Consider the following 20,304-nt stretch of genomic DNA (forward strand, 5'->3'; position numbering starts at 1 on the left):
ATTTTGACCAGCTTTCCCCTATTCTTACGCCACTACTGGGAAAGGGCGAGACAGCCCGCACGAGATGGGATTTACCACGATGAAACGGACCAAAAACATCAACCAAGAGACGTTCCGCAAGTCCTGGCGCAGCTACCGTATGGCGCCGGTCGCGCTGGCCGTCAGCGCCGTATTTATGCTTGCCGGCTGTGAAAAGAGCGATGAGACCGTCTCGCTGTATCAAAATGCCGACGACTGCTCGCGCGCCAATCCGTCCATGAGCGAACAGTGCACCACCGCCTACAACAACGCGCTGAAAGAAGCGGAAAAAACTGCGCCGAAGTACGCCAGCCGTGAAGACTGCGTGGCCGAATTCGGCGAAGCGCAGTGTACGCAGGCGCCGGCCCAGGCCGGCATGGCGGCGGAATCGCAAAGCAGCGGCAGCTTCTGGATGCCGCTGATGGCGGGTTATATGATGGGCCGCCTGATGGGTGGTGGTTCCGGCTTCGCGCAGCAACCTCTGTTCTCCTCGAAAAACCCGGCCAGCCCGGCCAACGGTAAGTTTGTTGACGCCACCGGCAAGAGCTACGGCCCGGCCACCGCCGGCGGCCGCACCATGACGGTGCCGAAAACCGCCATGGCGCCGAAACCGGCCGTCACCAACACCATTACGCGCGGCGGCTTCGGCGAAACCGTCGCCAAACAGACCAGCATGCAGCGCAGCGCGGCATCCGGCACCTCCTCCCGCAGCATGGGTGGCTAACCGATGAAACGCATTGCCATTGAAGAGCGTCCGGACTGGCAGGCCAAGGCGGCGGAGTTCGGCTTTAATTTTCACACCATGTACGGCGAGCCCTACTGGCGTGAGGATGCCTACTACCAGTTTACGCTGGCGCAGATTGAAGAAATTGAAAGCGTCACCGAAGAGCTGCACCAGATGTGCCTGCAGGTGGTGGAAAAAGTGGTCGCCAGCGATGCACTGATGGCCAAATTCCGCATTCCGAAGCATACCTGGGAATTTGTGCGCAGCGCCTGGCGCACCGGCGCGCCGTCGCTCTATTCGCGTCTCGATCTGGCCTATGACGGCGTGAACCCGCCCAAGCTGCTGGAAAACAACGCCGATACGCCGACCTCGCTGTACGAAGCGGCGTTCTTCCAATGGATCTGGCTGGAAGATCAGATCAACGCCGGCAAACTGGACCCGCAGGCGGATCAGTACAACAGCCTGCAGGAAAAGCTTATCGAACGCTTTGCCGAGCTGAAAGCGCACCACGGTTTCGGCCTGCTGCATATGGCCTGCTGCCAGGACAGTGAAGAAGACCGCGGCACGGTGCAGTATCTGCAGGATTGCGCGCAGGAGGCTGGCGTCCCCACCGAGTTCCTGTTTATGGAAGAGATCGGCCTGGGGGAAAAGGGCCAGTTTACCGACCTGCAAAACCAGGTGATCGGCAACCTGTTCAAGCTGTATCCGTGGGAGTTTATGCTGCGCGAGATGTTCTCCACCAAACTGGAGGACGCCGGCGTGCGCTGGCTGGAGCCAGCCTGGAAGAGCATTCTTTCCAATAAGGCACTGCTGCCGATGCTGTGGGAAATGTTCCCCAATCATCCCAACCTGCTGCCGGCCTATTTTGCCGAAGATGAGCATCCGCCGCTGGAGCACTACGTGGTCAAGCCGCTGTTCTCCCGCGAAGGGGCCAATATCCGCATCGTACAAAACGGTCAGGAAGTGGCCAACGTCGACGGCCCTTACGGCGAAGAAGGCATGATCGTGCAGCAGTTCCACCCGCTGCCGCAGTTTGAGGGCAGCTACACGCTGATCGGCAGCTGGCTGATCAACGATCAGGCCGGCGGCATTGGCCTGCGCGAAGACCGCGAGTTGATCACCCAAGACCTGTCGCGCTTCTACCCGCATATTATTTGGGGCTAAATCGTACGCCGTAAACCGGCGACTCTGCTCTGAACACGCCAACGCCAGCCTAATGCTGGCGTTTTTCTTTATCCGACCTGTACCGACAGCATACTGAGCGAGCCCATCTCGATGCCGTCGACCGGTATGCTTATCGGCTCTTCGCCGTCCCAGGCGCCCAGTACATACAGCAACGGCAGGTAGTGCTCCGGCGTCGGGTTCGACAACGCGGCGCCCTCATGCTGCATAAAATTCACCAGCGGGTGGTCCTCACCCTGATAGCGCAGGTTGTCGCGCACATACTGGTTAAACGACTCGGCCCACGGATACGGGCTGCCGTCCCCCTGCCAGCGCGCCATACGCAGGTTATGCACCACGTTGCCGCTGGCGACGATCATCACCCCCTGCTCCCGCAGCGCTGCCAGCTTGCGCCCCAGCGCATAGTGGTACTGCGCCGGCTGGGTGCCGTCGATGCTCAGTTGCACCACCGGAATATCCGCCTGCGGATACATTTTGATCAACACGCCCCAACTGCCGTGATCCAATCCCCACGTCTCACGATCCGCCAGTACCGGCGTCGGCGCCAACAGCTGCTGCAGACGAGCCGCCAATTCCGGTGAACCGGGTGCCGGATACTGCGTATCAAACAGCGCCTGCGGGAAGCCGCCAAAATCATGAATGGTTTTCGGCTGTTCCATCGCTGTCACCGCGGTGCCACGGGTATACCAGTGGGCGGAGACGGCCACAATCGCCTGCGGCCGAGGCAGACTTTCCCCCAGCCGGCGCCAGGTTTCGGTATAGCGGTTTTCTTCCAGCACGTTCATCGGGCTGCCATGGCCGAGAAACAGCGCCGGCATACGAGAAATCGTCATCATTTCCCCCTTTTCCGGAGTCATCAACATTACTGATGACCACCTTACGCCGTTTATCTTCAAGACACAGCGGGATAAGCGTGATGATGATATTCAAGAAATTTGAACGGCTAAAACAATGCTAACAATCAGGTAAATCCGCTCGATTTATGCTTTTACTCTGTTAGTATCAGAATATGAATAATTATCATTAGCATACAAAAGAGGACGCTTGATGTCGGTACCGCTGATTCTGACTCTGCTGGCCGGTGGCGCTACCTTTGTGGGCGCGCTGTTCGGCATTATCGGCCAGAAGCCCTCCAACCGGCTGCTGGCCTTTGCCCTCGGCTTCGCCGCCGGCATTATGCTGCTGATTTCACTGATGGAAATGCTGCCCGCCGCGCTGCATACGGCGGGTATGTCGCCGATGCTCGGCTACGGCATGTTTATGCTGGGCCTGCTGGGCTACTTTGCCCTCGATCGCATGCTGCCGCATCAGCATCCGCAGGATCTGATGCAGCACCCCATCAAACCGCACAATCTGCAGCGCACTGCCATTTTGCTGACGCTGGGCATCAGCCTGCATAACTTCCCGGAAGGCATCGCCACCTTTGTTACCGCCAGCGCCGATCTGGAGCTGGGAATGGGCATCGCCCTGGCGGTCGCCATTCACAATATTCCCGAAGGGCTGGCGGTCGCCGGGCCGGTTTATGCCGCCACCGGTTCAAAAACCAAGGCGCTGCTGTGGTCCGGGATTTCCGGCCTGGCGGAGATCCTCGGCGGGCTGCTGGCCTTTGTGCTGCTGGGGCCGCTGATTTCGCCGGTAATGATGGCCGCGATTATGGCGGCGGTGGCCGGCATTATGGTAGCGCTGTCGGTGGACGAACTGATGCCGCTGGCGAAAAAGATCGACCCCCACAACAACCCCAGCTATGGCGTGCTGTGCGGCATGGCGGTAATGGGCTTTAGCCTGACGCTGCTGCAAAGCGGCGGACTGGGTTAACCGCCGGACAACAAAAAAGGCTGAACAGAGTTCAGCCTTTTTTCATCGGTAACGCTAAAGCGCGCTTCAGCTCGCCTGCTTTTCCTGCATCTGACGGTAAGCCACCAGATCTTCAATCGTCAGCACTGCCATCTCATGCTGCTTGGCAAACTCAATCACTTCCGGCGCATGCGCCATGCTGCCGTCATCATTGGTCAGCTCACACAGCACGCCTGCAGGCTTGAAGCCGGCCAGCGTTACCATATCGATGGTCGCTTCGGTATGGCCGCGGCGGGTCAATACGCCACCCGGCTGCGCGCGCAGCGGGAACACGTGGCCCGGACGGTTCAGGTCGCTCGGCTTGGCGTTGTCGGCAATCGCCGCGCGGATAGTCGTCAGGCGGTCAGCGGCGGAAACGCCGGTGGTCACGCCCTGCGCCGCTTCAATCGTTACGGTGAACGCGGTCTGGAACTGGCTGGAGTTGTTGGTCACCATCATCGGCAGATCCAGCTGCTGACGGCGTTCTTCGGTAAGACACAGGCAAACAATGCCGCTGCCGTGGCGAATGGTCAGCGCCATTTGCTCAACGGTCATGGTTTCTGCGGCGAAGATCATATCACCTTCGTTTTCACGATTTTCATCATCAAGCACCATCACACCGCGCCCGTTGCGCAGTGCGTCCAGCGCGCGTTCAACGCGTTCTACCGGCGTGCCGAAATCTGAAAGTAGCGTCTGATTCATGGTAAAAAACCTCATTAAATTTATGGATTACCAGAATCAGGGCGATCTTGAGGAGTGACTATTGCTATAGCCAAAAATAACGCAAGCGGGCGCATGCCCGGCAGATACCGTTACTCTCTCCCATCCGGACTATAACCGTCGGCCCCGGAATTACACCGGATCTGCTGACCTCTAACCGGCCTTGCAGGCTGGCTGAGCGCTCGCGGGCTTTCACCGTAACAGGTGATTTACCGCCGGTGGGGACTTTCACCCCGCCCTGAGAATAAGCAGAACGACTATAACGCTATCCCCCGCACCTTTCAAGATATGTGCAGTAGCGCTGTGAAGTGACGCAATGTAAAGATCAGGTAGTGGTTTATCCGGCGCGCAACTCGCATTACACTAAACAACAGCCATTACATTCTGAAAGGGATACGCCATGATTGACCCGAAAAAAATTGAACAGATCGCACGTCAGGTGCATGAATCCATGCCAAAAGGCGTACGCGAATTCGGGGAAGACGTAGAGAAAAAAGTGCGTCAGGTTCTGCAGGCGCAACTGGGTCGTCTGGACCTGGTGAACCGTGAAGAGTTCGACGTGCAGACCCAGGTGCTGCTGCGCACCCGCGAAAAGCTGGCGCTGCTGGAACAGCGCATCGCCGATCTGGAAGGCAAGCAGGCCGGCGCGCCGAAACAGGAAGAAGAATAAGCCCGGCGCGGCAATCATCCACCGCCACGCTTACCTGAACACGAGCGGGCTGACTTGGCTCAGCCCCTTATTGTTTCGCGCTTACTCTGGCCCGCCGCGGCGGCAGCAGCCAGATCAGCGCAAACATCGCCAGCGCATAGACGCTTTTCCAACCAATAATCACCAACAGCAGCACGCACAGCAGCGTCCCCACCAGCGCCATCAGCCGCGAACGGCCCGACAACAGCCGGCACCCTGCCAGCATGCACAACAGATAGATCAGCACAAAAATACCGTTGGCGTACACCAGCAGCGTATCCAGCGGCAGGCCCAGCATATAAATCAGCAAGGTGAATAACAGACAGCTGCCCACCACCAGCGTGAGGGCGTTTAGCGGCGTCTGTGCGGACGACAACCTGGCCAATGCGCTGTGCGGTTTGCTCTGCGCCTGCGACCACACCATTCTGGCAAAACTCTGGGTGTAAATATTCACGCTGGCGAAACAGGCCAGATAGCCGATAATACAGGCGACCCACAGCGCATGCTGCCCGAACAGCTGTACCACAATGCCCGGCAGCGAAGCCGCAGCCGCCTGATGTTCACCATAGGCATGGAAATGCAGCACCGCCACGGTGCCGCCCCAATACACCAGACCGGCCAGCAACATGCCAAGCAGCAGCGCGCGCGGGAAATCGCGCGCCGAGTTACGGAATTCGGTCGCCAGATGGGCAAAGGCCTCCAGCCCGACAAAACACCAGAACATCACCGCCAGCGCTCGGAACATATTGCCTGGCGCAACGTCCTCAAGCGCCGGCCACGGGATCTCAGCCGGTTCAATGTCGCCTTTCCACCAGATAGCGGCCACCAGCGCCACCACCAGCACGGCGATCAGCGTCTGAATATTGGCGCTGGAACCGGCGCTGCGCGTGCCGAGCAACCAGATAAGCAGCAGGGTGGCGATCTCGACCAGCAGCAGGCCACCGGCGCTCCAACCCAGCGTCGACTGCCAGAAGCCGGCGGCAATCTGTAAAGCGGCCGGCAGGCCGACCGGGATCACCGACAAAAACAGCCAGGCGGTAACCTTGCCCATACGGGGGCCGAACGCCATGCCGACAAAGTGAGCCGCGCCGCCGGCGCTGGGAAAGTGTCGCCCTAATGCCGCAAAGGTGATGGCAATGGGAAACACCAGCGCGATCAGCAGCGGCCAGGCCCACAGGCTGTCGCCCTGCGCCAGCTGCGCCGCCAGCGCCGGCACCGCAAACACGCCGGTACCCAATAACGAGGTGGACAGCAGCCCAACGCCCTGCACCAGCCCCAGTTCCTGCTTCAGTCCACTCACTGACAACCACCGTATTCAGCGGCGCGCGCATACGCAGCGCGCCTGAGATCGCGCTTACGCAGCGAATTAACCGCGTCCGTCTTTGATCGCTTTAATGATATTGGTGGTCGACAGGCCGTCTTCGAAATTCAGCACCTTCACCTCACCGCCGTTCGCCCACACTTCCTTGCTGCCGGCAATCTCTTCAGGCTTGTAGTCGCCGCCCTTCACCAGCAGATCCGGCAGGACGTCGGCAATCAGCCGCTGCGGCGTATCTTCTTCAAACGGCACCACCCAGTCGACCGCTTCCAGCGCACCCAGCACCACCATGCGATTTTCCAGCGCATTGACCGGCCGCGCTTCCCCTTTCAGACGTTTGGTGGAGGCGTCGCTGTTTACCGCGACGATCAGGCGATCCCCCAGCTTGCGCGCATTGGCCAGATAGGAGACGTGACCGGCGTGCAGAATGTCGAAGATGCCGTTGGTCATCACCACTTTTTCACCGCGCTGACGCGCCTGCGCCACCGCTTTTTTCAACTGTTCTTCGTTCATCACGCCAAAGCCGGTGTCGGCCCGGCCGCGGATGGCGTTTTCCAGTTCGATCGGCGCAACGGTCGAGGTGCCCAGCTTGCCGACCACCACGCCTGCGGCGGCGTTCGCCAGGAAACAGGACTCTTCCAGCGTATTGCCGGCGGCCAGCGCAGCCGCCAGCACGCCGATCACCGTGTCGCCGGCGCCGGTGACGTCAAACACTTCCTGTGCCTGCGTCGGCAGATGCAGCGGTTCACGCCCCGGCTGCAGCAACGTCATGCCGTGCTCGGAACGGGTGACCAGCAGCGCGGACAGCTCAAAATCCTTCACCAGCTGCATGCCGCGCTCGACCAGTTGCTCTTCGCTGCTGCAATGGCCCACCACCGCTTCAAATTCGGACAGGTTCGGCGTCAGCAGCGTAGCGCCGCGATAACGCTCAAAATCCGTACCTTTCGGGTCGATCAGCACCGGCACTTTGGCCGCCCGCGCCAGTTGGATCATCCCCTGCACCTGACTGAGCGCGCCCTTGGCGTAATCGGACAGCACCAGCGCGCCGATCTGCGGCAGCGCCTGCTGAATGCGCTCCAGCATCGGCTGCGGGTCCACATTGGAGAAGCCTTCTTCAAAATCCAGGCGAATCAGCTGCTGGTTACGCGACAGGATGCGCAGTTTAGTGATGGTCGGATGCGTCGGCACCGAGACAAAATCACAGCGCACGTTGACTTCATCCAGTTTGGCGTTCAACGCCCGCGCCGCATCATCGATGCCGGTCAGGCCCACCAGACGCGAATTGGCGCCGAGCGAGGCGATGTTCATCGCAACGTTAGCCGCACCGCCGGGACGCTCTTCAATCGTATCTACCTTGACCACCGGCACCGGGGCTTCCGGTGAAATACGGCTGGTCGGCCCATACCAATAGCGATCCAACATGACATCGCCAACCACCAGCACACCGGCGCGGCGAAAATCAGGCAGCGTAACTTTCATCCGATAACTCCAAACAGGTCATAAATTTAATGGCGCCGATATTATCACAGACCTCGCTAATACCGGCATAAAGGTAATTTTACCGCTGGCCCAGCCAGCGGTGCCAACTGGCACGCACCTGCTCCCGCTCAGCGGTGAACTGCTCACTGCTGACTTTGCCGGAGTGTTCCTGCAGCGCCAGATGGTGGATCTCATCGCGCATCGCGACATAGGCCTGCGTCAGCGCGGCGGCCTCGTCTTCGGCCATGATGTCGTAATTCGCCATCAGCTCGAAAATCCGCACGTTGTCTGACCAACGGGTCAGGCGCGCTTCATTCGCGGCATAGCGTAAGACCAGATATTGCGCGATAAATTCGATATCGGTGATGCCACCTTCATCGGTTTTGATATCAAACAGTTCGCGCCGCTTGTTGGCGAGGTGGCTGCGCATCTTCTCGCGCATTTCCCGCACTTCCTGACGCAGGGTGTCAGCATCACGCGGCTGACAGAGAATATCGCGGCGAATGGCGTCAAAACGCTGCTGCAGCGCCGTATCGCCGTACACGATGCGCGCCCGCACCAACGCCTGATGCTCCCAGGTCCATGCTTCATGCTGCTGGTACTCGGCGAAGGCGTCGATGGTGCTGACCAGCATGCCGGCCGCGCCGGAAGGGCGCAGACGCGCATCCACCTCATACAGAATGCCGGACGAGGTGCGGGTGCTGAACAGATGCATTACCCGCTGCGCCAGCCGCAGATAAAACTGGCGGCCGTCGATGCTGCGCGCGCCGTCGGTCATCACCTCCGGCGGGCAGTCCAGCAGGAACACCAGATCGAGATCGGAACTGTAGCCCAGCTCCCAGCCGCCCAGTTTGCCATAGCCGATCACGGCAAAGCCGCGCCCTTCGCGCTCATGCAAATGCGTCGGCTGGCCATAGCGCGCCACCATATCATTCCACGCCTGCTGCACCACCGCGTCGATAATCGCCTCCGCCAGGTAAGTTAAGTGATCGCTCACTTTCATTACCGGCAGCGCACCGGCAATATCGCCGGCGGCGATACGCAACTGCTGCGCCTGTTTAAACTGGCGCAGCGCTTCCAGCCGCTGCTCTTCATCCTCTTCCGGCACCCGCAGCAGATACTGCCGCAGCTCGCTGCGGTAGGCGTCCGGCGCCACCGGCTGATACAGCGTATTGGTATCGAGCAGCTCGTCCAGCAGCAGCGGATAGCGCGCCAGCTGGCTGGCCACCATCGGCGAGGCGGCGCACAGGCGAATCAGATGGCTCAGGGCCGCCTGATACTCCACCAGCAGTTCGAGGTAGGTGGTGCGGGTCACGATGCTCAGCAGCAACTGGGTCAGCCGCGCCAGCGCGGTCGGCGCATCGCTGCGCGGGCACACTTCCGCCAACAGGCGCGGCATCAGTTGATCCAGCACCTCGCGGCCGCGCGGGCCGATGGTGCGTTTATCGACGTCCTGACGGAAATCGGCGAGGGTGCGCAGCATCATGCGGCGCTCTTCTTCGCCAAGGTGCGGCGTCAGCGGCGCGATCTCCTGTTCATCCAGCGCATCCAGCCACAGGCCGGCGAAGTGCTGGCACTGCGGATCGTCCTCCGCATCCGGGCCGTCATCGCCAATCAGGTCGTCAAACACCGCCCTTACCGCCCGCATATGCGCGTCCAGTCGGGTCAACAGCGCCGGCCAGTCGGCCAGCCCCATGCCCCAGGCCAGCCGCGTCTGATCGAGCGCATCCTGCGGCAGCGTCTGGGTTTGCTGGTCGGCGATGGCCTGCAGCAGATTTTCCAGCCGGCGTAAGAACAGATAGCCGGCGCCAAGCTCCGCGACCTGCGCTTCCGGCAGCAGCCCCAGTTCCCCTATCGCCTGCAGCGTCGGCAGCAGCGCGCGTCCCTGCAGCGATGGCTCGCGCCCGCCGCGGATCAGTTGGAAAACCTGGGTGATAAACTCGATTTCGCGAATGCCGCCGGCACCCAGTTTGATGTTGTCTTTTAACCCGCGCCGCCGCACCTCACGGGCAATCATGCTTTTCATATTGCGCAGCGACTGAATCACGCTGAAATCGATATAGCGGCGGAATACAAACGGCCGCAGCATACCGCGCAACTCCGCGCTGTAAGGATCGTCGAAACCGCCCATCAGCCGCGCCTTGACCATCGCGTAGCGTTCCCAGTCGCGCCCCTGTTCCTGATAGTAATCCTCCAGCGCGGCAAAGCTCATTACCAGCGGGCCGCTGTCGCCGAACGGGCGCAGGCGCATATCCACCCGATAGACAAAACCGTCGATGGTGTGCTGATCCAGCGCCTTGATCAGCCGCTGCCCAAGGCGGGTAAAGAACTGGGCATTATCCAGCTGGCGGCGGCCGCCCACGGTCTGGCCGTTTTCCGGATAGGCGAAAATCAGGTCGATATCAGAGGAGAAATTCAGCTCGCCGCCGCCCAGCTTGCCCATGCCCAGCACCAGCAGCGGCTGCGGAACGCCGTCGGCATTGCACGGCGTGCCCCATTCACGACAGCAGGTTTGGTACAGCCAGTCGCGCGCGCTGACGATCAGCGTTTCCGCCAGCGCGCTCAGCTGCTGCAGGGTCTGTTCAGTACTGCAAAGATTCAGCGCCTGCGCCCAGGCAATACGCACCAGCGTTTCCCGCCGGAACAGACGCAGCTCGCGCATCAGCGCCGCTTCATCGCTCACCTCGTCCAGCATGTCCTGCAGCCAGGCCGCATAATGCTGGCATTCATCCGCCGCCGGCGGCTGCTGACGCAGCGTCGTCAGCCACTCCGGATGATTCAACAGCGTATCGCTGATGAAATCGCTCGACGCCAGAGCCTGTTGCTCCCGCTCGTCAAACACCCATTCGCTACCGTTAACTTCCTGAAAGCGCTGCACAGCCTGCTTTGCCTGCGCCTGTAATGTGACTGAAAGTGGCGACATGCTGAATGCCCCTGATAACGGCCCGCCGGCGACAGGCCTGAATAATTAACGAACCGCGCCGTTTAGCCAAAATGGCGCATGAGATAAAGCCTGTTTGCGGCAGCTTTCGTACCAGCCCTGACGGCGCGCGGACAGCGACGCCAGCAGCTCGCGCCAGCCGTTCAGATAAGGTTCGGACACCTCATCGGCATAAGCGCCGGACAGCAGCGTCAAGGCCGCCAGCTGCCGTTTCAGGCGCGGCAGCTGCTCCTGATACTCATCGTCGCTCAGAGGACGGTTAAAGCCCTCTTTCAGATCGGCGGCGCTGCGCCCCAGCATAATGTCGCAAAAGCGTTTAAATGAACCATCCAGCTTTGCCTGCGCCTTGGCATCAATAAACGCGCGCCACGCGCCGTTGCCCAGCCACGATGTGAGCGCCAACTTACACTGTAGGTAAACCGGGCTGTAGCACAGCGCCTGCGCCTCGGCCTCCGGCGCCTCCAGCAGCGGCTCCAGCTCGGACAGGCGGCTGCGCAACCCGGCGCTGGCCTTGCGCGGCACCAAACCACCGAACACCACCAGCGTCTGGCGTATCAGCACCAGCGCATCCACAATCGCCTGCCGCGCCGCTGCGTCACCGCGCAGCCACAGCTCTTCGTGATATTGCCAATGGTCGAGCGCCAGTTCAAAACCGGCGATCATGCCCTGCTCAACGCTGGCCTTGGCCGGCACGTGCAATACCGGCAAAGGACGAACCTCACGCGCCGCTGCGCCCTGCGCCAGGTAATAGCCGCGCGCCGCCTTGCTCAGGCTGCCCTGACGCAGCCCGCCCTGTTGCGCCAGCTCGGCCGCCAGCAGCAAAACGTCCTGCGTATTGCCCTGTTGCAGCTCCAGCTCGATTTCGCAAATGGCTTCAGTCAGCTCCCCCGCCCGCACTTCACCCTGATCCAGCCCTACCTCAATCTGGCTTTGGTTGTAAGTAACCACCCACTTTTCACGGACAAAATCAGTGCGGAACAGCGGTTGCAGCTGCTGCTGCAGCGCCTCGACGTCGCAGCCCTGCGGCCAAATATCCGCCGGCAGCTGTGACAATGCCAACTCCGGCGTAGCGATGGCGACGTTGTACTCCGGGCGCTGGTGCAGACCGCCGACCACCGAACCTGCGGTTTTCAGCGTCATTTCATACCGGTCGTCAAAGCCGCGAATGCGCAGCCCCATATCGTGGCGACGCAGGAAATTATCGGCGGTTTCAAAGTAAATATTGGTTAACCGCTGCGGCGCGCTGTGTTGATGCGGCCAGGCCGCCATCTGCGCGGGCAGCGCAGCAACCGCCTGCGGCGTGGCAATAAATTTCAGTTCAATTTCAACGGTCATAAGATTTTTACACCAATAAGTTAGGTATTCGCGTCGCTCTTCGCGGCGGATGCGGCGTTAAACCTGCTCCGTCCGGCGACGTGCGGTAATAATTATCTTACCGCGATTCCCCGCTTCTGAACCCTGTTGAGTGCAGAAAAAACCTGTTATGTTATAGAACGATGCGCAACCCGCGGAATTTGCAGTACTCAGGACGAGCTCATTCCGGTTTTCCCGTTGCGTCAACGGACTGGAATCTCTACTATCGTTCCATAAATCCCTACAGAAACGATGAAAAAAATGCAGACATTACGCCTAATTTTCCTCGCCCTGCTGAGTCTCAGCATCACTTGGGGCGCACATGCCGAAGATAAACGCTATATCTCCGATGAACTGAACACCTACGTACACAGCGGCCCGGGCAACCAATACCGCATTGTCGGCACGCTGAATACCGGCGATGAAGTCACGCTGCTCAGTGTGAATGACAGCACCAAATACGGGCAAATCCGTGATGCCAAGGGCCGTACCGTATGGATCCCGCTTAACCAGCTCAGTAATACGCCGAGCCTGCGCACCCGCGTGCCGGAACTGGAGCAGCAGGTGCAGACCCTAACGGACAAGCTGACCAATATTGATAATAGCTGGAACCAGCGCACGGCAGACATGCAGCAGAAAGTTGCCGCCAGCGACAGCATCATCAGCGGTCTGCAGGAAGAGAATCAGGCGCTGAAAAATCAGCTGCAGGTGGCCCAGAAGAAGGTGAACGCGGTAAATCTGCAGCTTGACGACAAGCAGCGCACCATTATTCTGCAATGGTTTATGTACGGCGGCGGCGTAGCCGGCATCGGCCTGCTGCTCGGCCTGCTGTTGCCACATCTGCTGCCACGGCGTAAAAATAACAATCGCTGGATGAACTAACGCCTCATCGCAGCCTGAAAGGTCGCCACGGCGGCCTTTTTTATTGGCGCGGCAGCACGCGCTCAATTCATGTAATCTGATAGTGAATGTGTTAACTGCAGGAGTACGACAGTGAAAATTTACCTGGTTGGCGGCGCGGTGCGCGACAGCCTACTGGAACTGCCGGTGGTCGACCGCGACTGGGTGGTGGTCGGCGCAACGCCGGAACAGTTGCTGGCGCAGGGCTACCAGCAGGTCGGTAAAGATTTTCCGGTCTTTCTCAACCCGCAAACCCATGAGGAATATGCGCTGGCGCGCACCGAGCGTAAATCCGGCCATGGCTATACCGGCTTTATCTGCCATGCCGCCCCCGATGTGACGCTGGAAGAGGATCTGCTGCGCCGCGATCTGACCATTAACGCCATTGCACAAACCACCGACGGCGAACTGGTCGATCCTTATCACGGCGTTGACGATCTGAAGGCCCGCGTGCTGCGCCACGTTTCGGCGGCATTTGGCGAAGATCCGCTGCGCGTCTTGCGCGTCGCGCGTTTTGCCGCCCGCTTTGCCCATCTCGGCTTCACCATTGCGCCGGAAACCGCCGCGCTGATGCGCCAGATGGCCGACAGCGGCGAGCTGGCGTCACTGACCGCCGAGCGCGTCTGGAAAGAGACGGAGAAAGCGTTACAAAGCCGCAGCCCGCAGGTCTATTTCCAGGTGCTGCGCGACTGCCATGCGCTGGGCGTGCTGTTTCCGGAAATCGACGCGCTGTTCGGCGTCCCCGCGCCGGAGAAGTGGCACCCGGAAATCGACACCGGCATCCATACGCTGATGACGCTGGCGCTCGCCGCACGACTCAGCCCGGAGATTGACGTGCGCTTTGCCGCGCTGTGTCACGATCTCGGCAAGGGGCTGACGCCCAAAGAATACTGGCCGCACCATCACGGCCACGGCCCGGCCGGCGTGCGTCTGGTCGAGGCCATGTGTCAGCGCTTGAGAGTGCCGAACCCGCTGCGCGATCTGGCCAAATTGGTGGCCGAATATCACGATCTCATCCATACGGTAAATAAGCTGCGGCCGGAAACGCTGCTCAAGCTGTTTGACGCCATCGACGTCTGGCGTAAACCGCAGCGGCTGGAGCAAATCATTCTGACCAGCGAGGCCGATGCGCGCGGCCGCACCGGTTTTGAGGAGCAACCGTACCCGCAGGGTGACTACCTGCGGGAAGCCTATCGGGTTGCCAACGACGTATCGGTCAAAGAAGTGGTGGCCAGCGGCCTGCAGGGCCCGGCGATTCGCGAGGAAGTGCAGCGCCGCCGCCGGCAGGCGCTGGCAACCTGGAAAGCGGCGCAGCCCCAGCCGTAACGGCCATAAAAAAACCCCGCAATGCGGGGTTTTTTATTACCGACTGTCGACCTGCGGTTTACATAAACACCACGTATACCGCCGCCGCAACGATAAAGCGGTAAATGGCAAACGGCACAAACGAAATACGTTTGATCAGCGTCAGGAAGGTTTTAATCGCTACCAGCGCCACCACAAAGGCGGTGACAAAGCCGACGGCAAACATCGGCAGATCCGCTAGCGTCAGGAAGTGCAGGCTCTTGTACAGGTCCAGACCGCTGGCGCCGATCATCATCGGCACGGCGAGGATAAAGGAGAACTCGGAAGCCGCATAGCGGCTGACGCCGACCAGCATGCCGCCGGAGATGGTCGCCCCGGAGCGCGAGAAACCCGGCCACAGAGCCAGACACTGGAAACAGCCGATCATAAACGCCTGACGGTGGGTGATATCGTCCAGCCCGACCGCGCGCGGTTTTTTCGGCTTCAGCCACTCCGCCGTCAGCAGCAGCACACCGCCGACCACTAACGCATACATCACGTTTTTCGGCTCGAACAGTGATTTGATCACCTCATGGAACAGCAGCCCCAGCACTACCGCCGGCGCCATTGCCAGCAGAATGTGAGTCAGCTTCAGGTGGCCCGGCGTATGCCCTTCATGCGCCACCGGCTTGCCGCCGAAGTGAATGCCGATCAGGCCGAACAGACGACGCCAGAACATCACCACCACCGCCAGGATAGAACCTAACTGGATGATAACCTCGAAGGTTTTCGCCTTATCGCCGGTAAAGCCCAGCCACTCGCCCACGATAATCATGTGCCCGGTTGAAGACACCGGCAGGAATTCCGTTAATCCCTCTACTACCCCAAGAACAAATGCCACAAACAGTGAATGCATGTCCGCCATGTGCGCGCTTACCCCACAATTCTTCCGCTATAAACATAAAAAAGCGGCAGTGCTTAAGACATTGCCGCTAAAACAATTCTGCGTTTCAGACCACGTTAGCGGCCTTTCGTTGCATCAGCATGACATTTATCACGCCGGACGCTGGCCTCGTTCAATCACAACGCCAACCCGGCTGGCCTGCGCCACCGCGCCCGGCTTGCTGACCTTAATACGGACCCATGGGGATTTAAAGCGCTGGAGTAATATTTCGGATATTTCCTCTGCCACGCGTTCCACCAGCGCAAAACGCCCGGATTCAACGTGTTGGATCACCGCTTCGCTGATATCGGCATAGCTCAGGCAGTCGTTGACGTCATCACTGGCGGCGGCCTTGCGGTTATCCCAGCCCATTTCGATATCGAACACCAGCTTCTGGCGAATCGTTTGTTCCCAATCATAAACGCCAATGGTGGCGATTACGGTAAGTTCCTCAATAAATACGATATCCATCACGTCATTCTCTGTTTTTGGCCTTGCCGGATACCACTTCCAGCGGAATATGCGTATTATCCATAGATGTTGAGATTAAAACGACCATTATTAAACGGAACCGCGTTATGAGTGCTACCGCGCTTGGCATGATTATCTTCGCGTATCTGTGTGGCTCCATCTCCAGCGCGATCCTGGTTTGCCGGATCGCCAGGCTGCCAGATCCGCGCGAGCATGGCTCAGGAAACCCCGGGGCGACCAACGTCCTGCGTATCGGCGGCCGCGTTGCAGCGGCGGCGGTGCTGGTGTTTGACATTCTGAAAGGGATGTTGCCGGTATGGCTGGCGTATAAACTCAACGTGCCGCCGCTCTATCTGGGGCTGACGGCGATTGCCGCCTGCCTGGGCCATATCTATCCGGTATTCTTCCATTTCCGCGGCGGCAAGGGCGTCGCCACCGCCTTCGGCGCCATTGCCCCCATCGGCTGGGACCTGACCGGGCTGATGACCGGCACCTGGCTGCTGACCGTGCTGCTCAGCGGCTACTCCTCGCTGGGGGCGATCGTCAGCGCACTGATTGCGCCCTTCTATGTCTGGTGGTTCAAACCGCAGTTTACCTTCCCGGTGGCGATGCTCTCGTGCCTTATTCTGATGCGTCATCACGACAATATCCAACGCCTGTGGCGCGGGCAGGAAGGGAAAATATGGAAGAAATTCCGCAAGAAAAAAGGCGATGATGCGGCGGACGCCGACAAGCCGGAAGATTCACAATAAACAGGGGCCGGATAATCCGGCCCCTGTTTAGGTTGATAACAAAGTCGTTGATGGCCCGAGATACCCGGGCCTAGCGTAACGAGAGGCATTATGGGACGCATCCCTGCGGCTTATACCGCCGGCAGCTCCGCCAGCGGCCAGCGCGGCCGCACCGATACGCTCAGTTCAGGATTGGCGCCGTTTTTCAGCCGCACCATGCCGGCATAGGCAATCATCGCGCCGTTGTCGGTGCAAAACTCCGGACGAGCGTAAAACACTTCGCCGCCGCGCTTTTGCATCATCTCGGCCAGTTTCGCCCGCAGGGTGCGGTTAGCGCTGACGCCGCCGGCCATCACCAGACGCTTAAAGCCGGTTTGCTCCAGCGCGCGTTTGCATTTAATCGCCAGCGTATCCACCACCGCATCCTCAAACGCGCGGGCGATATCGGCGCGGGTTTGCGCATCGTCGCCGTTGCCGCGAATGGTGTTGGCGGCAAAGGTTTTCAGGCCGGAGAAGCTGAAATCCAGTCCCGGACGATCGGTCATCGGCCGTGGGAAGGTAAAGCGCCCCGCCTGCCCCTGCTGCGCCATTTTCGACAGCATCGGCCCGCCGGGATAGTCCAGCCCCAGCAGTTTGGCGGTTTTATCAAACGCTTCACCCGCCGCATCGTCAATCGATTCGCCCAGCAGGGTATATTCGCCGATGCCGGTCACGCTGATAAGCTGGGTATGACCGCCCGATACCAGCAACGCCACAAACGGGAACGCCGGCGGGTTGTCTTCCAGCATCGGCGCCAGCAGGTGGCCTTCCATATGATGCACCGGCACCGCCGGCACGTTCCAGGCGAACGCCAGCGAACGCCCGATGGTGGCGCCGACCAGCAGCGCGCCCACCAGGCCGGGGCCGGCGGTATAGGCGACGCCATCAATATCCGCCGCGCTCAGGTTCGCTTCCTTTAACGCCGCCTGAATCAGCGGCACGGTTTTGCGCACGTGATCGCGTGACGCCAGCTCCGGCACCACGCCACCGTAATCGGCATGCAGCTTCACCTGGCTGTACAATTGATTGGCTAATAAACCGGCCCGATCGTCATACACTGCGATTCCGGTTTCATCGCAGGACGTTTCTATACCCAGTACTCGCATTACCTTTCCCATCATTCACGTGCGGCCGCCAGTTTAGCACAATCGCCGCGATTTTCTGCCAGCCGTGGGCGCTTTACCGTCGCCGTGACGCTATGTCGCTGATTCTCTCGAAAAATGTGTCGGCAATTAAAAGCGGGCATTTTTTTCTGATTAGTCTATAATCAGCGGCCGACGCAAAATTGCGCAGCTTGATTCGGATAGCGCCCGCCGGCGGACGGCTTTCTCTTTGAGTTGATGCTTTACAAAGCAGCATCCATTGGAGTAAAATTCCGCACCATTTTGAAAAGGCTGGCGCTTGGCCAGCAGCAAACCGAATTCTATTGAGGTGAGAGGCACATGCCGGTAATTAAAGTACGTGAAAACGAGCCATTTGACGTTGCTCTGCGTCGTTTCAAGCGTTCATGCGAAAAAGCAGGCGTTTTAGCTGAAGTTCGTCGTCGTGAGTTTTATGAAAAACCAACTACCGAACGCAAACGCGCTAAAGCTTCCGCTGTGAAACGTCACGCGAAGAAACTGGCTCGCGAAAACGCACGCCGCACTCGTCTGTATTAATCCTTCGGGGGTAACCCCGCCGCGTGATTTTTTCTTTCTCAAGAACACGCAGACCGAGTAGTTGCATACGAAGGCCGTGCTTTCCGAAAGGAATGCGCGGCTTGTTCTCGTTTATAGGCACGAACCGAGGCTTATGGCTGGACGAATCCCGCGTGTATTTATCAATGACTTGCTGGCGCGCACCGACATCGTCGATCTGATCGACGCACGGGTGAAGCTGAAGAAGCAGGGCAAAAACTATCACGCGTGCTGCCCATTCCACCACGAGAAAACGCCTTCGTTCACCGTTAACGGCGAAAAACAGTTTTATCACTGTTTTGGTTGTGGTGCGCACGGTAACGCCGTCGACTTCCTGATGAATTACGACAGGCTTGAGTTTGTCGAAACCATCGAGGAACTGGCGACCATGCACGGGCTGGAAGTGCCTTATGAGGCAGGCTCCGGGCCAACCCAGATCGAACGTCATCAGCGGCAAAGTCTTTATCAACTGATGGAACAGCTCAGCACGTTCTATCAACAGTCACTGAATCAACCGAATGGCAAGCAGGCGCGTGATTACCTGCAGCAGCGCGGCTTAAGTGACGACGTTATCCGCCATTTCGCCATCGGTTTCGCCCCCGCCGGCTGGGATAACGCATTAAAACGTTTTGGTCGCGAGCGCGACGGCCGCACCGCATTGAACGATGCCGGCATGTTGGTGACTAACGATCAAGGGCGTTCTTACGACCGTTTCCGTGAACGCGTCATGTTCCCTATCCGTGATAAACGCGGACGGGTGATTGCCTTCGGCGGTCGCGTACTCGGCGACGGTATGCCGAAGTACCTGAACTCGCCGGAAACCGAAGTATTCCATAAAGGCCGACAGTTATACGGCCTGTATGAAGCACAGCAGAGCCACCCCAAGCAGCTGCAGCGCTTGCTGGTGGTGGAAGGCTATATGGACGTGGTGGCGCTGGCGCAGTTCGGCATCGATTATGCCGTCGCCTCGCTCGGCACCTCGACCACGGCGGAACACATTCAGCTGATGTTCCGCGCCACCGACAACGTGGTCTGCTGCTATGACGGCGACCGGGCCGGCCGCGAGGCAGCCTGGCGCGCGCTGGAAACCGCGCTGCCCTATCTGAATGACGGGCGCCAGCTGCGCTTTATGTTTTTACCTGACGGCGAAGACCCGGATACGCTGGTGCGTCAGGAGGGCAAGGCAGCTTTCGAACAACGGATGGAGCAGGCGCAGCCGCTTTCCACTTTCCTGTTCGAAACTCTGCTGCCGCAGGTTGACCTGAGCAGCCCGGACGGGCGCGCCAAGCTGAGCGCGCTGGCGCTGCCGCTGATTAGCCAGGTTCCCGGCGAAACGCTGCGTCTTTATCTGCGCCAGCAGCTTGGCAACAAGCTGGGGCTGCTGGATGACAGCCAGCTCGACAAATTGATGCCCAAACAGGCTGAAAACGCCAATACTTATCAGGCGCCCCAGCTAAAACGCACAACCATGCGTATACTGATAGGGTTATTGGTGCAAAATCCGCAGCTCGCCGCGCTGGTGCCGTCGCTGGACGGGCTGGAGCAGACCAAGCAGGCGGGCCTGCCGCTGTTTGTCGAACTGGTGCAAACCTGCTTGTCGCAGCCGGGATTGACCACCGGGCAGCTTCTGGAGCTGTATCGCGACAACAAATTCAGCCAGCAGCTTGAAACTCTGGCCACATGGAACCATATGATCGTTGAGGATATGGTTGAACAACATTTTATTGACACGCTAACGAATCTTTACGACTCAGTGCTGGAACAGCGGCAGGAAGAGCTGATTGCCCGTGACAGAACCCACGGCCTGAATACAGCAGAGCGTCAGGAACTGTGGTCATTACAGTTGGCGTTAGCGAAGAAAAACTGAATACCAAACGGCTTAAGTGCCGCTAAAAGCGAGGGCAAAGCCCTGCAATATGCTGCCATAGTGGGCCGCGGCAATAACAAAAACGCCCCAAATGCTATTGTTGGCGGTTTCGCCGACCGACACCAACCCAAATACTC

At 59.4% G+C, this 20,304-nt stretch carries 18 protein-coding genes and 1 riboswitch; of the genes, 9 read left to right on the top strand and 9 right to left on the bottom strand.

Features of this window, described 5'->3' with window-relative positions; genetic code table 11:
• The first annotated feature begins 79 nt into the window (after positions 1-79).
• Both TAN611_RS20340 and TAN611_RS20345 read left to right on the top strand, forming a co-directional pair.
• On the top strand, positions 80-742 hold the full coding sequence (locus TAN611_RS20340; RefSeq protein ID WP_105232671.1) for a DUF1190 family protein: 663 nt from the start codon (positions 80-82) through the stop codon (positions 740-742).
• 3 nt (positions 743-745) lie between these two features.
• Positions 746-1,906: a glutathionylspermidine synthase family protein gene (locus TAN611_RS20345; RefSeq protein ID WP_203066946.1), complete on the top strand. Its 1,161-nt coding sequence runs from the start codon at positions 746-748 to the stop codon at positions 1,904-1,906.
• A gap of 68 nt (positions 1,907-1,974) precedes the next feature.
• Here TAN611_RS20345 and ygiD read toward each other — a convergent pair whose 3' ends face one another.
• Positions 1,975-2,757 (bottom strand): 4,5-DOPA dioxygenase extradiol, encoded by a 783-nt coding sequence (gene ygiD, locus TAN611_RS20350; protein WP_111738008.1) that lies wholly within the window; start codon positions 2,755-2,757, stop codon positions 1,975-1,977.
• 214 nt (positions 2,758-2,971) lie between these two features.
• Between ygiD and zupT the strand changes: the two genes are divergently transcribed.
• Positions 2,972-3,739: a zinc transporter ZupT gene (zupT, locus tag TAN611_RS20355; RefSeq protein WP_105232673.1), complete on the top strand. Its 768-nt coding sequence runs from the start codon at positions 2,972-2,974 to the stop codon at positions 3,737-3,739.
• Between the two features lie 66 nt (positions 3,740-3,805).
• Here the strand turns inward: zupT and ribB are convergent, their stop codons facing one another.
• Positions 3,806-4,459, bottom strand: a complete 654-nt coding sequence (gene ribB / locus TAN611_RS20360; RefSeq protein WP_111736333.1) for a 3,4-dihydroxy-2-butanone-4-phosphate synthase — start codon at positions 4,457-4,459, stop codon at positions 3,806-3,808.
• Positions 4,460-4,567: 108 nt separating this feature from the next.
• Positions 4,568-4,727, bottom strand: a riboswitch (FMN riboswitch).
• A 150-nt stretch (positions 4,728-4,877) separates the two neighbouring features.
• Here ribB and ubiK point away from each other — a divergent pair.
• Positions 4,878-5,147 (top strand): ubiquinone biosynthesis accessory factor UbiK, encoded by a 270-nt coding sequence (ubiK, locus tag TAN611_RS20365; RefSeq protein WP_105232675.1) that lies wholly within the window; start codon positions 4,878-4,880, stop codon positions 5,145-5,147.
• A 67-nt stretch (positions 5,148-5,214) separates the two neighbouring features.
• Here the strand turns inward: ubiK and yjeH are convergent, their stop codons facing one another.
• The 4 genes from yjeH to TAN611_RS20385 form a co-directional block, all read right to left on the bottom strand.
• Positions 5,215-6,465 (bottom strand): L-methionine/branched-chain amino acid transporter, encoded by a 1,251-nt coding sequence (gene yjeH / locus TAN611_RS20370; protein WP_203066947.1) that lies wholly within the window; start codon positions 6,463-6,465, stop codon positions 5,215-5,217.
• 66 nt (positions 6,466-6,531) lie between these two features.
• On the bottom strand, positions 6,532-7,962 hold the full coding sequence (gene hldE, locus TAN611_RS20375; protein WP_105232676.1) for a bifunctional D-glycero-beta-D-manno-heptose-7-phosphate kinase/D-glycero-beta-D-manno-heptose 1-phosphate adenylyltransferase HldE: 1,431 nt from the start codon (positions 7,960-7,962) through the stop codon (positions 6,532-6,534).
• Positions 7,963-8,041: 79 nt separating this feature from the next.
• Positions 8,042-10,885: a bifunctional [glutamate--ammonia ligase]-adenylyl-L-tyrosine phosphorylase/[glutamate--ammonia-ligase] adenylyltransferase gene (gene glnE / locus TAN611_RS20380; protein WP_203066948.1), complete on the bottom strand. Its 2,844-nt coding sequence runs from the start codon at positions 10,883-10,885 to the stop codon at positions 8,042-8,044.
• Between the two features lie 45 nt (positions 10,886-10,930).
• A complete protein-coding gene (locus TAN611_RS20385; RefSeq protein WP_203066949.1) occupies positions 10,931-12,238 on the bottom strand; it encodes an inorganic triphosphatase in 1,308 nt (435 codons plus the stop codon).
• Positions 12,239-12,517: 279 nt separating this feature from the next.
• On the opposite strand from TAN611_RS20385, the gene TAN611_RS20390 reads away from it, so the two are divergent.
• Together TAN611_RS20390 and TAN611_RS20395 are read left to right on the top strand one after the other, a co-directional pair.
• A complete protein-coding gene (locus TAN611_RS20390; RefSeq protein WP_105233531.1) occupies positions 12,518-13,138 on the top strand; it encodes a TIGR04211 family SH3 domain-containing protein in 621 nt (206 codons plus the stop codon).
• A gap of 111 nt (positions 13,139-13,249) precedes the next feature.
• Positions 13,250-14,482 (top strand): multifunctional CCA addition/repair protein, encoded by a 1,233-nt coding sequence (locus TAN611_RS20395; protein ID WP_105232679.1) that lies wholly within the window; start codon positions 13,250-13,252, stop codon positions 14,480-14,482.
• A 58-nt stretch (positions 14,483-14,540) separates the two neighbouring features.
• Here the strand turns inward: TAN611_RS20395 and bacA are convergent, their stop codons facing one another.
• Together bacA and folB are read right to left on the bottom strand one after the other, a co-directional pair.
• The gene (gene bacA, locus TAN611_RS20400; protein WP_105232680.1) at positions 14,541-15,365 is read right to left on the bottom strand and encodes an undecaprenyl-diphosphate phosphatase; all 825 of its coding nucleotides are present in this window, start codon (positions 15,363-15,365) and stop codon (positions 14,541-14,543) included.
• A 129-nt stretch (positions 15,366-15,494) separates the two neighbouring features.
• The gene (gene folB / locus TAN611_RS20405; protein ID WP_105232681.1) at positions 15,495-15,854 is read right to left on the bottom strand and encodes a bifunctional dihydroneopterin aldolase/7,8-dihydroneopterin epimerase; all 360 of its coding nucleotides are present in this window, start codon (positions 15,852-15,854) and stop codon (positions 15,495-15,497) included.
• Between the two features lie 107 nt (positions 15,855-15,961).
• Between folB and plsY the strand changes: the two genes are divergently transcribed.
• Complete coding sequence (plsY, locus tag TAN611_RS20410; protein ID WP_145961088.1) at positions 15,962-16,606, top strand: glycerol-3-phosphate 1-O-acyltransferase PlsY; 645 nt, start codon at positions 15,962-15,964, stop codon at positions 16,604-16,606.
• Positions 16,607-16,716: 110 nt separating this feature from the next.
• Here the strand turns inward: plsY and tsaD are convergent, their stop codons facing one another.
• Positions 16,717-17,730, bottom strand: coding sequence for a tRNA (adenosine(37)-N6)-threonylcarbamoyltransferase complex transferase subunit TsaD (tsaD, locus tag TAN611_RS20415; RefSeq protein WP_105232683.1), 1,014 nt, complete (start codon positions 17,728-17,730; stop codon positions 16,717-16,719).
• A 336-nt stretch (positions 17,731-18,066) separates the two neighbouring features.
• On the opposite strand from tsaD, the gene rpsU reads away from it, so the two are divergent.
• Entirely contained in the window at positions 18,067-18,282 is a 216-nt protein-coding gene (gene rpsU, locus TAN611_RS20420; RefSeq protein ID WP_001144069.1) for a 30S ribosomal protein S21, read from the top strand.
• Between the two features lie 133 nt (positions 18,283-18,415).
• Complete coding sequence (gene dnaG, locus TAN611_RS20425; protein ID WP_105232684.1) at positions 18,416-20,167, top strand: DNA primase; 1,752 nt, start codon at positions 18,416-18,418, stop codon at positions 20,165-20,167.
• The last annotated feature ends 137 nt before the right edge of the window (positions 20,168-20,304 follow it).

The sequence above is a fragment of the Serratia sp. Tan611 genome, from assembly GCF_905188235.1.
In the GTDB taxonomy this organism is placed as follows: domain Bacteria; phylum Pseudomonadota; class Gammaproteobacteria; order Enterobacterales; family Enterobacteriaceae; genus Serratia_B; species Serratia_B rhizosphaerae.

What these genes read in the sequence shown, in the direction of transcription:
- TAN611_RS20340 (WP_105232671.1), top strand. Translation starts at nt 80, where the DNA reads ATGAAACGGACCAAAAACATCAACCAAGAGACGTTCCGCAAGTCCTGG.
- TAN611_RS20345 (WP_203066946.1), top strand. Translation starts at nt 746, where the DNA reads ATGAAACGCATTGCCATTGAAGAGCGTCCGGACTGGCAGGCCAAGGCG.
- ygiD (WP_111738008.1), bottom strand. Translation starts at nt 2,757, where the DNA reads ATGACGATTTCTCGTATGCCGGCGCTGTTTCTCGGCCATGGCAGCCCG.
- zupT (WP_105232673.1), top strand. Translation starts at nt 2,972, where the DNA reads ATGTCGGTACCGCTGATTCTGACTCTGCTGGCCGGTGGCGCTACCTTT.
- ribB (WP_111736333.1), bottom strand. Translation starts at nt 4,459, where the DNA reads ATGAATCAGACGCTACTTTCAGATTTCGGCACGCCGGTAGAACGCGTT.
- ubiK (WP_105232675.1), top strand. Translation starts at nt 4,878, where the DNA reads ATGATTGACCCGAAAAAAATTGAACAGATCGCACGTCAGGTGCATGAA.
- hldE (WP_105232676.1), bottom strand. Translation starts at nt 7,962, where the DNA reads ATGAAAGTTACGCTGCCTGATTTTCGCCGCGCCGGTGTGCTGGTGGTT.
- glnE (WP_203066948.1), bottom strand. Translation starts at nt 10,885, where the DNA reads ATGTCGCCACTTTCAGTCACATTACAGGCGCAGGCAAAGCAGGCTGTG.
- TAN611_RS20385 (WP_203066949.1), bottom strand. Translation starts at nt 12,238, where the DNA reads ATGACCGTTGAAATTGAACTGAAATTTATTGCCACGCCGCAGGCGGTT.
- TAN611_RS20390 (WP_105233531.1), top strand. Translation starts at nt 12,518, where the DNA reads ATGCAGACATTACGCCTAATTTTCCTCGCCCTGCTGAGTCTCAGCATC.
- bacA (WP_105232680.1), bottom strand. Translation starts at nt 15,365, where the DNA reads ATGGCGGACATGCATTCACTGTTTGTGGCATTTGTTCTTGGGGTAGTA.
- folB (WP_105232681.1), bottom strand. Translation starts at nt 15,854, where the DNA reads ATGGATATCGTATTTATTGAGGAACTTACCGTAATCGCCACCATTGGC.
- plsY (WP_145961088.1), top strand. Translation starts at nt 15,962, where the DNA reads ATGAGTGCTACCGCGCTTGGCATGATTATCTTCGCGTATCTGTGTGGC.
- tsaD (WP_105232683.1), bottom strand. Translation starts at nt 17,730, where the DNA reads ATGCGAGTACTGGGTATAGAAACGTCCTGCGATGAAACCGGAATCGCA.
- rpsU (WP_001144069.1), top strand. Translation starts at nt 18,067, where the DNA reads ATGCCGGTAATTAAAGTACGTGAAAACGAGCCATTTGACGTTGCTCTG.
- dnaG (WP_105232684.1), top strand. Translation starts at nt 18,416, where the DNA reads ATGGCTGGACGAATCCCGCGTGTATTTATCAATGACTTGCTGGCGCGC.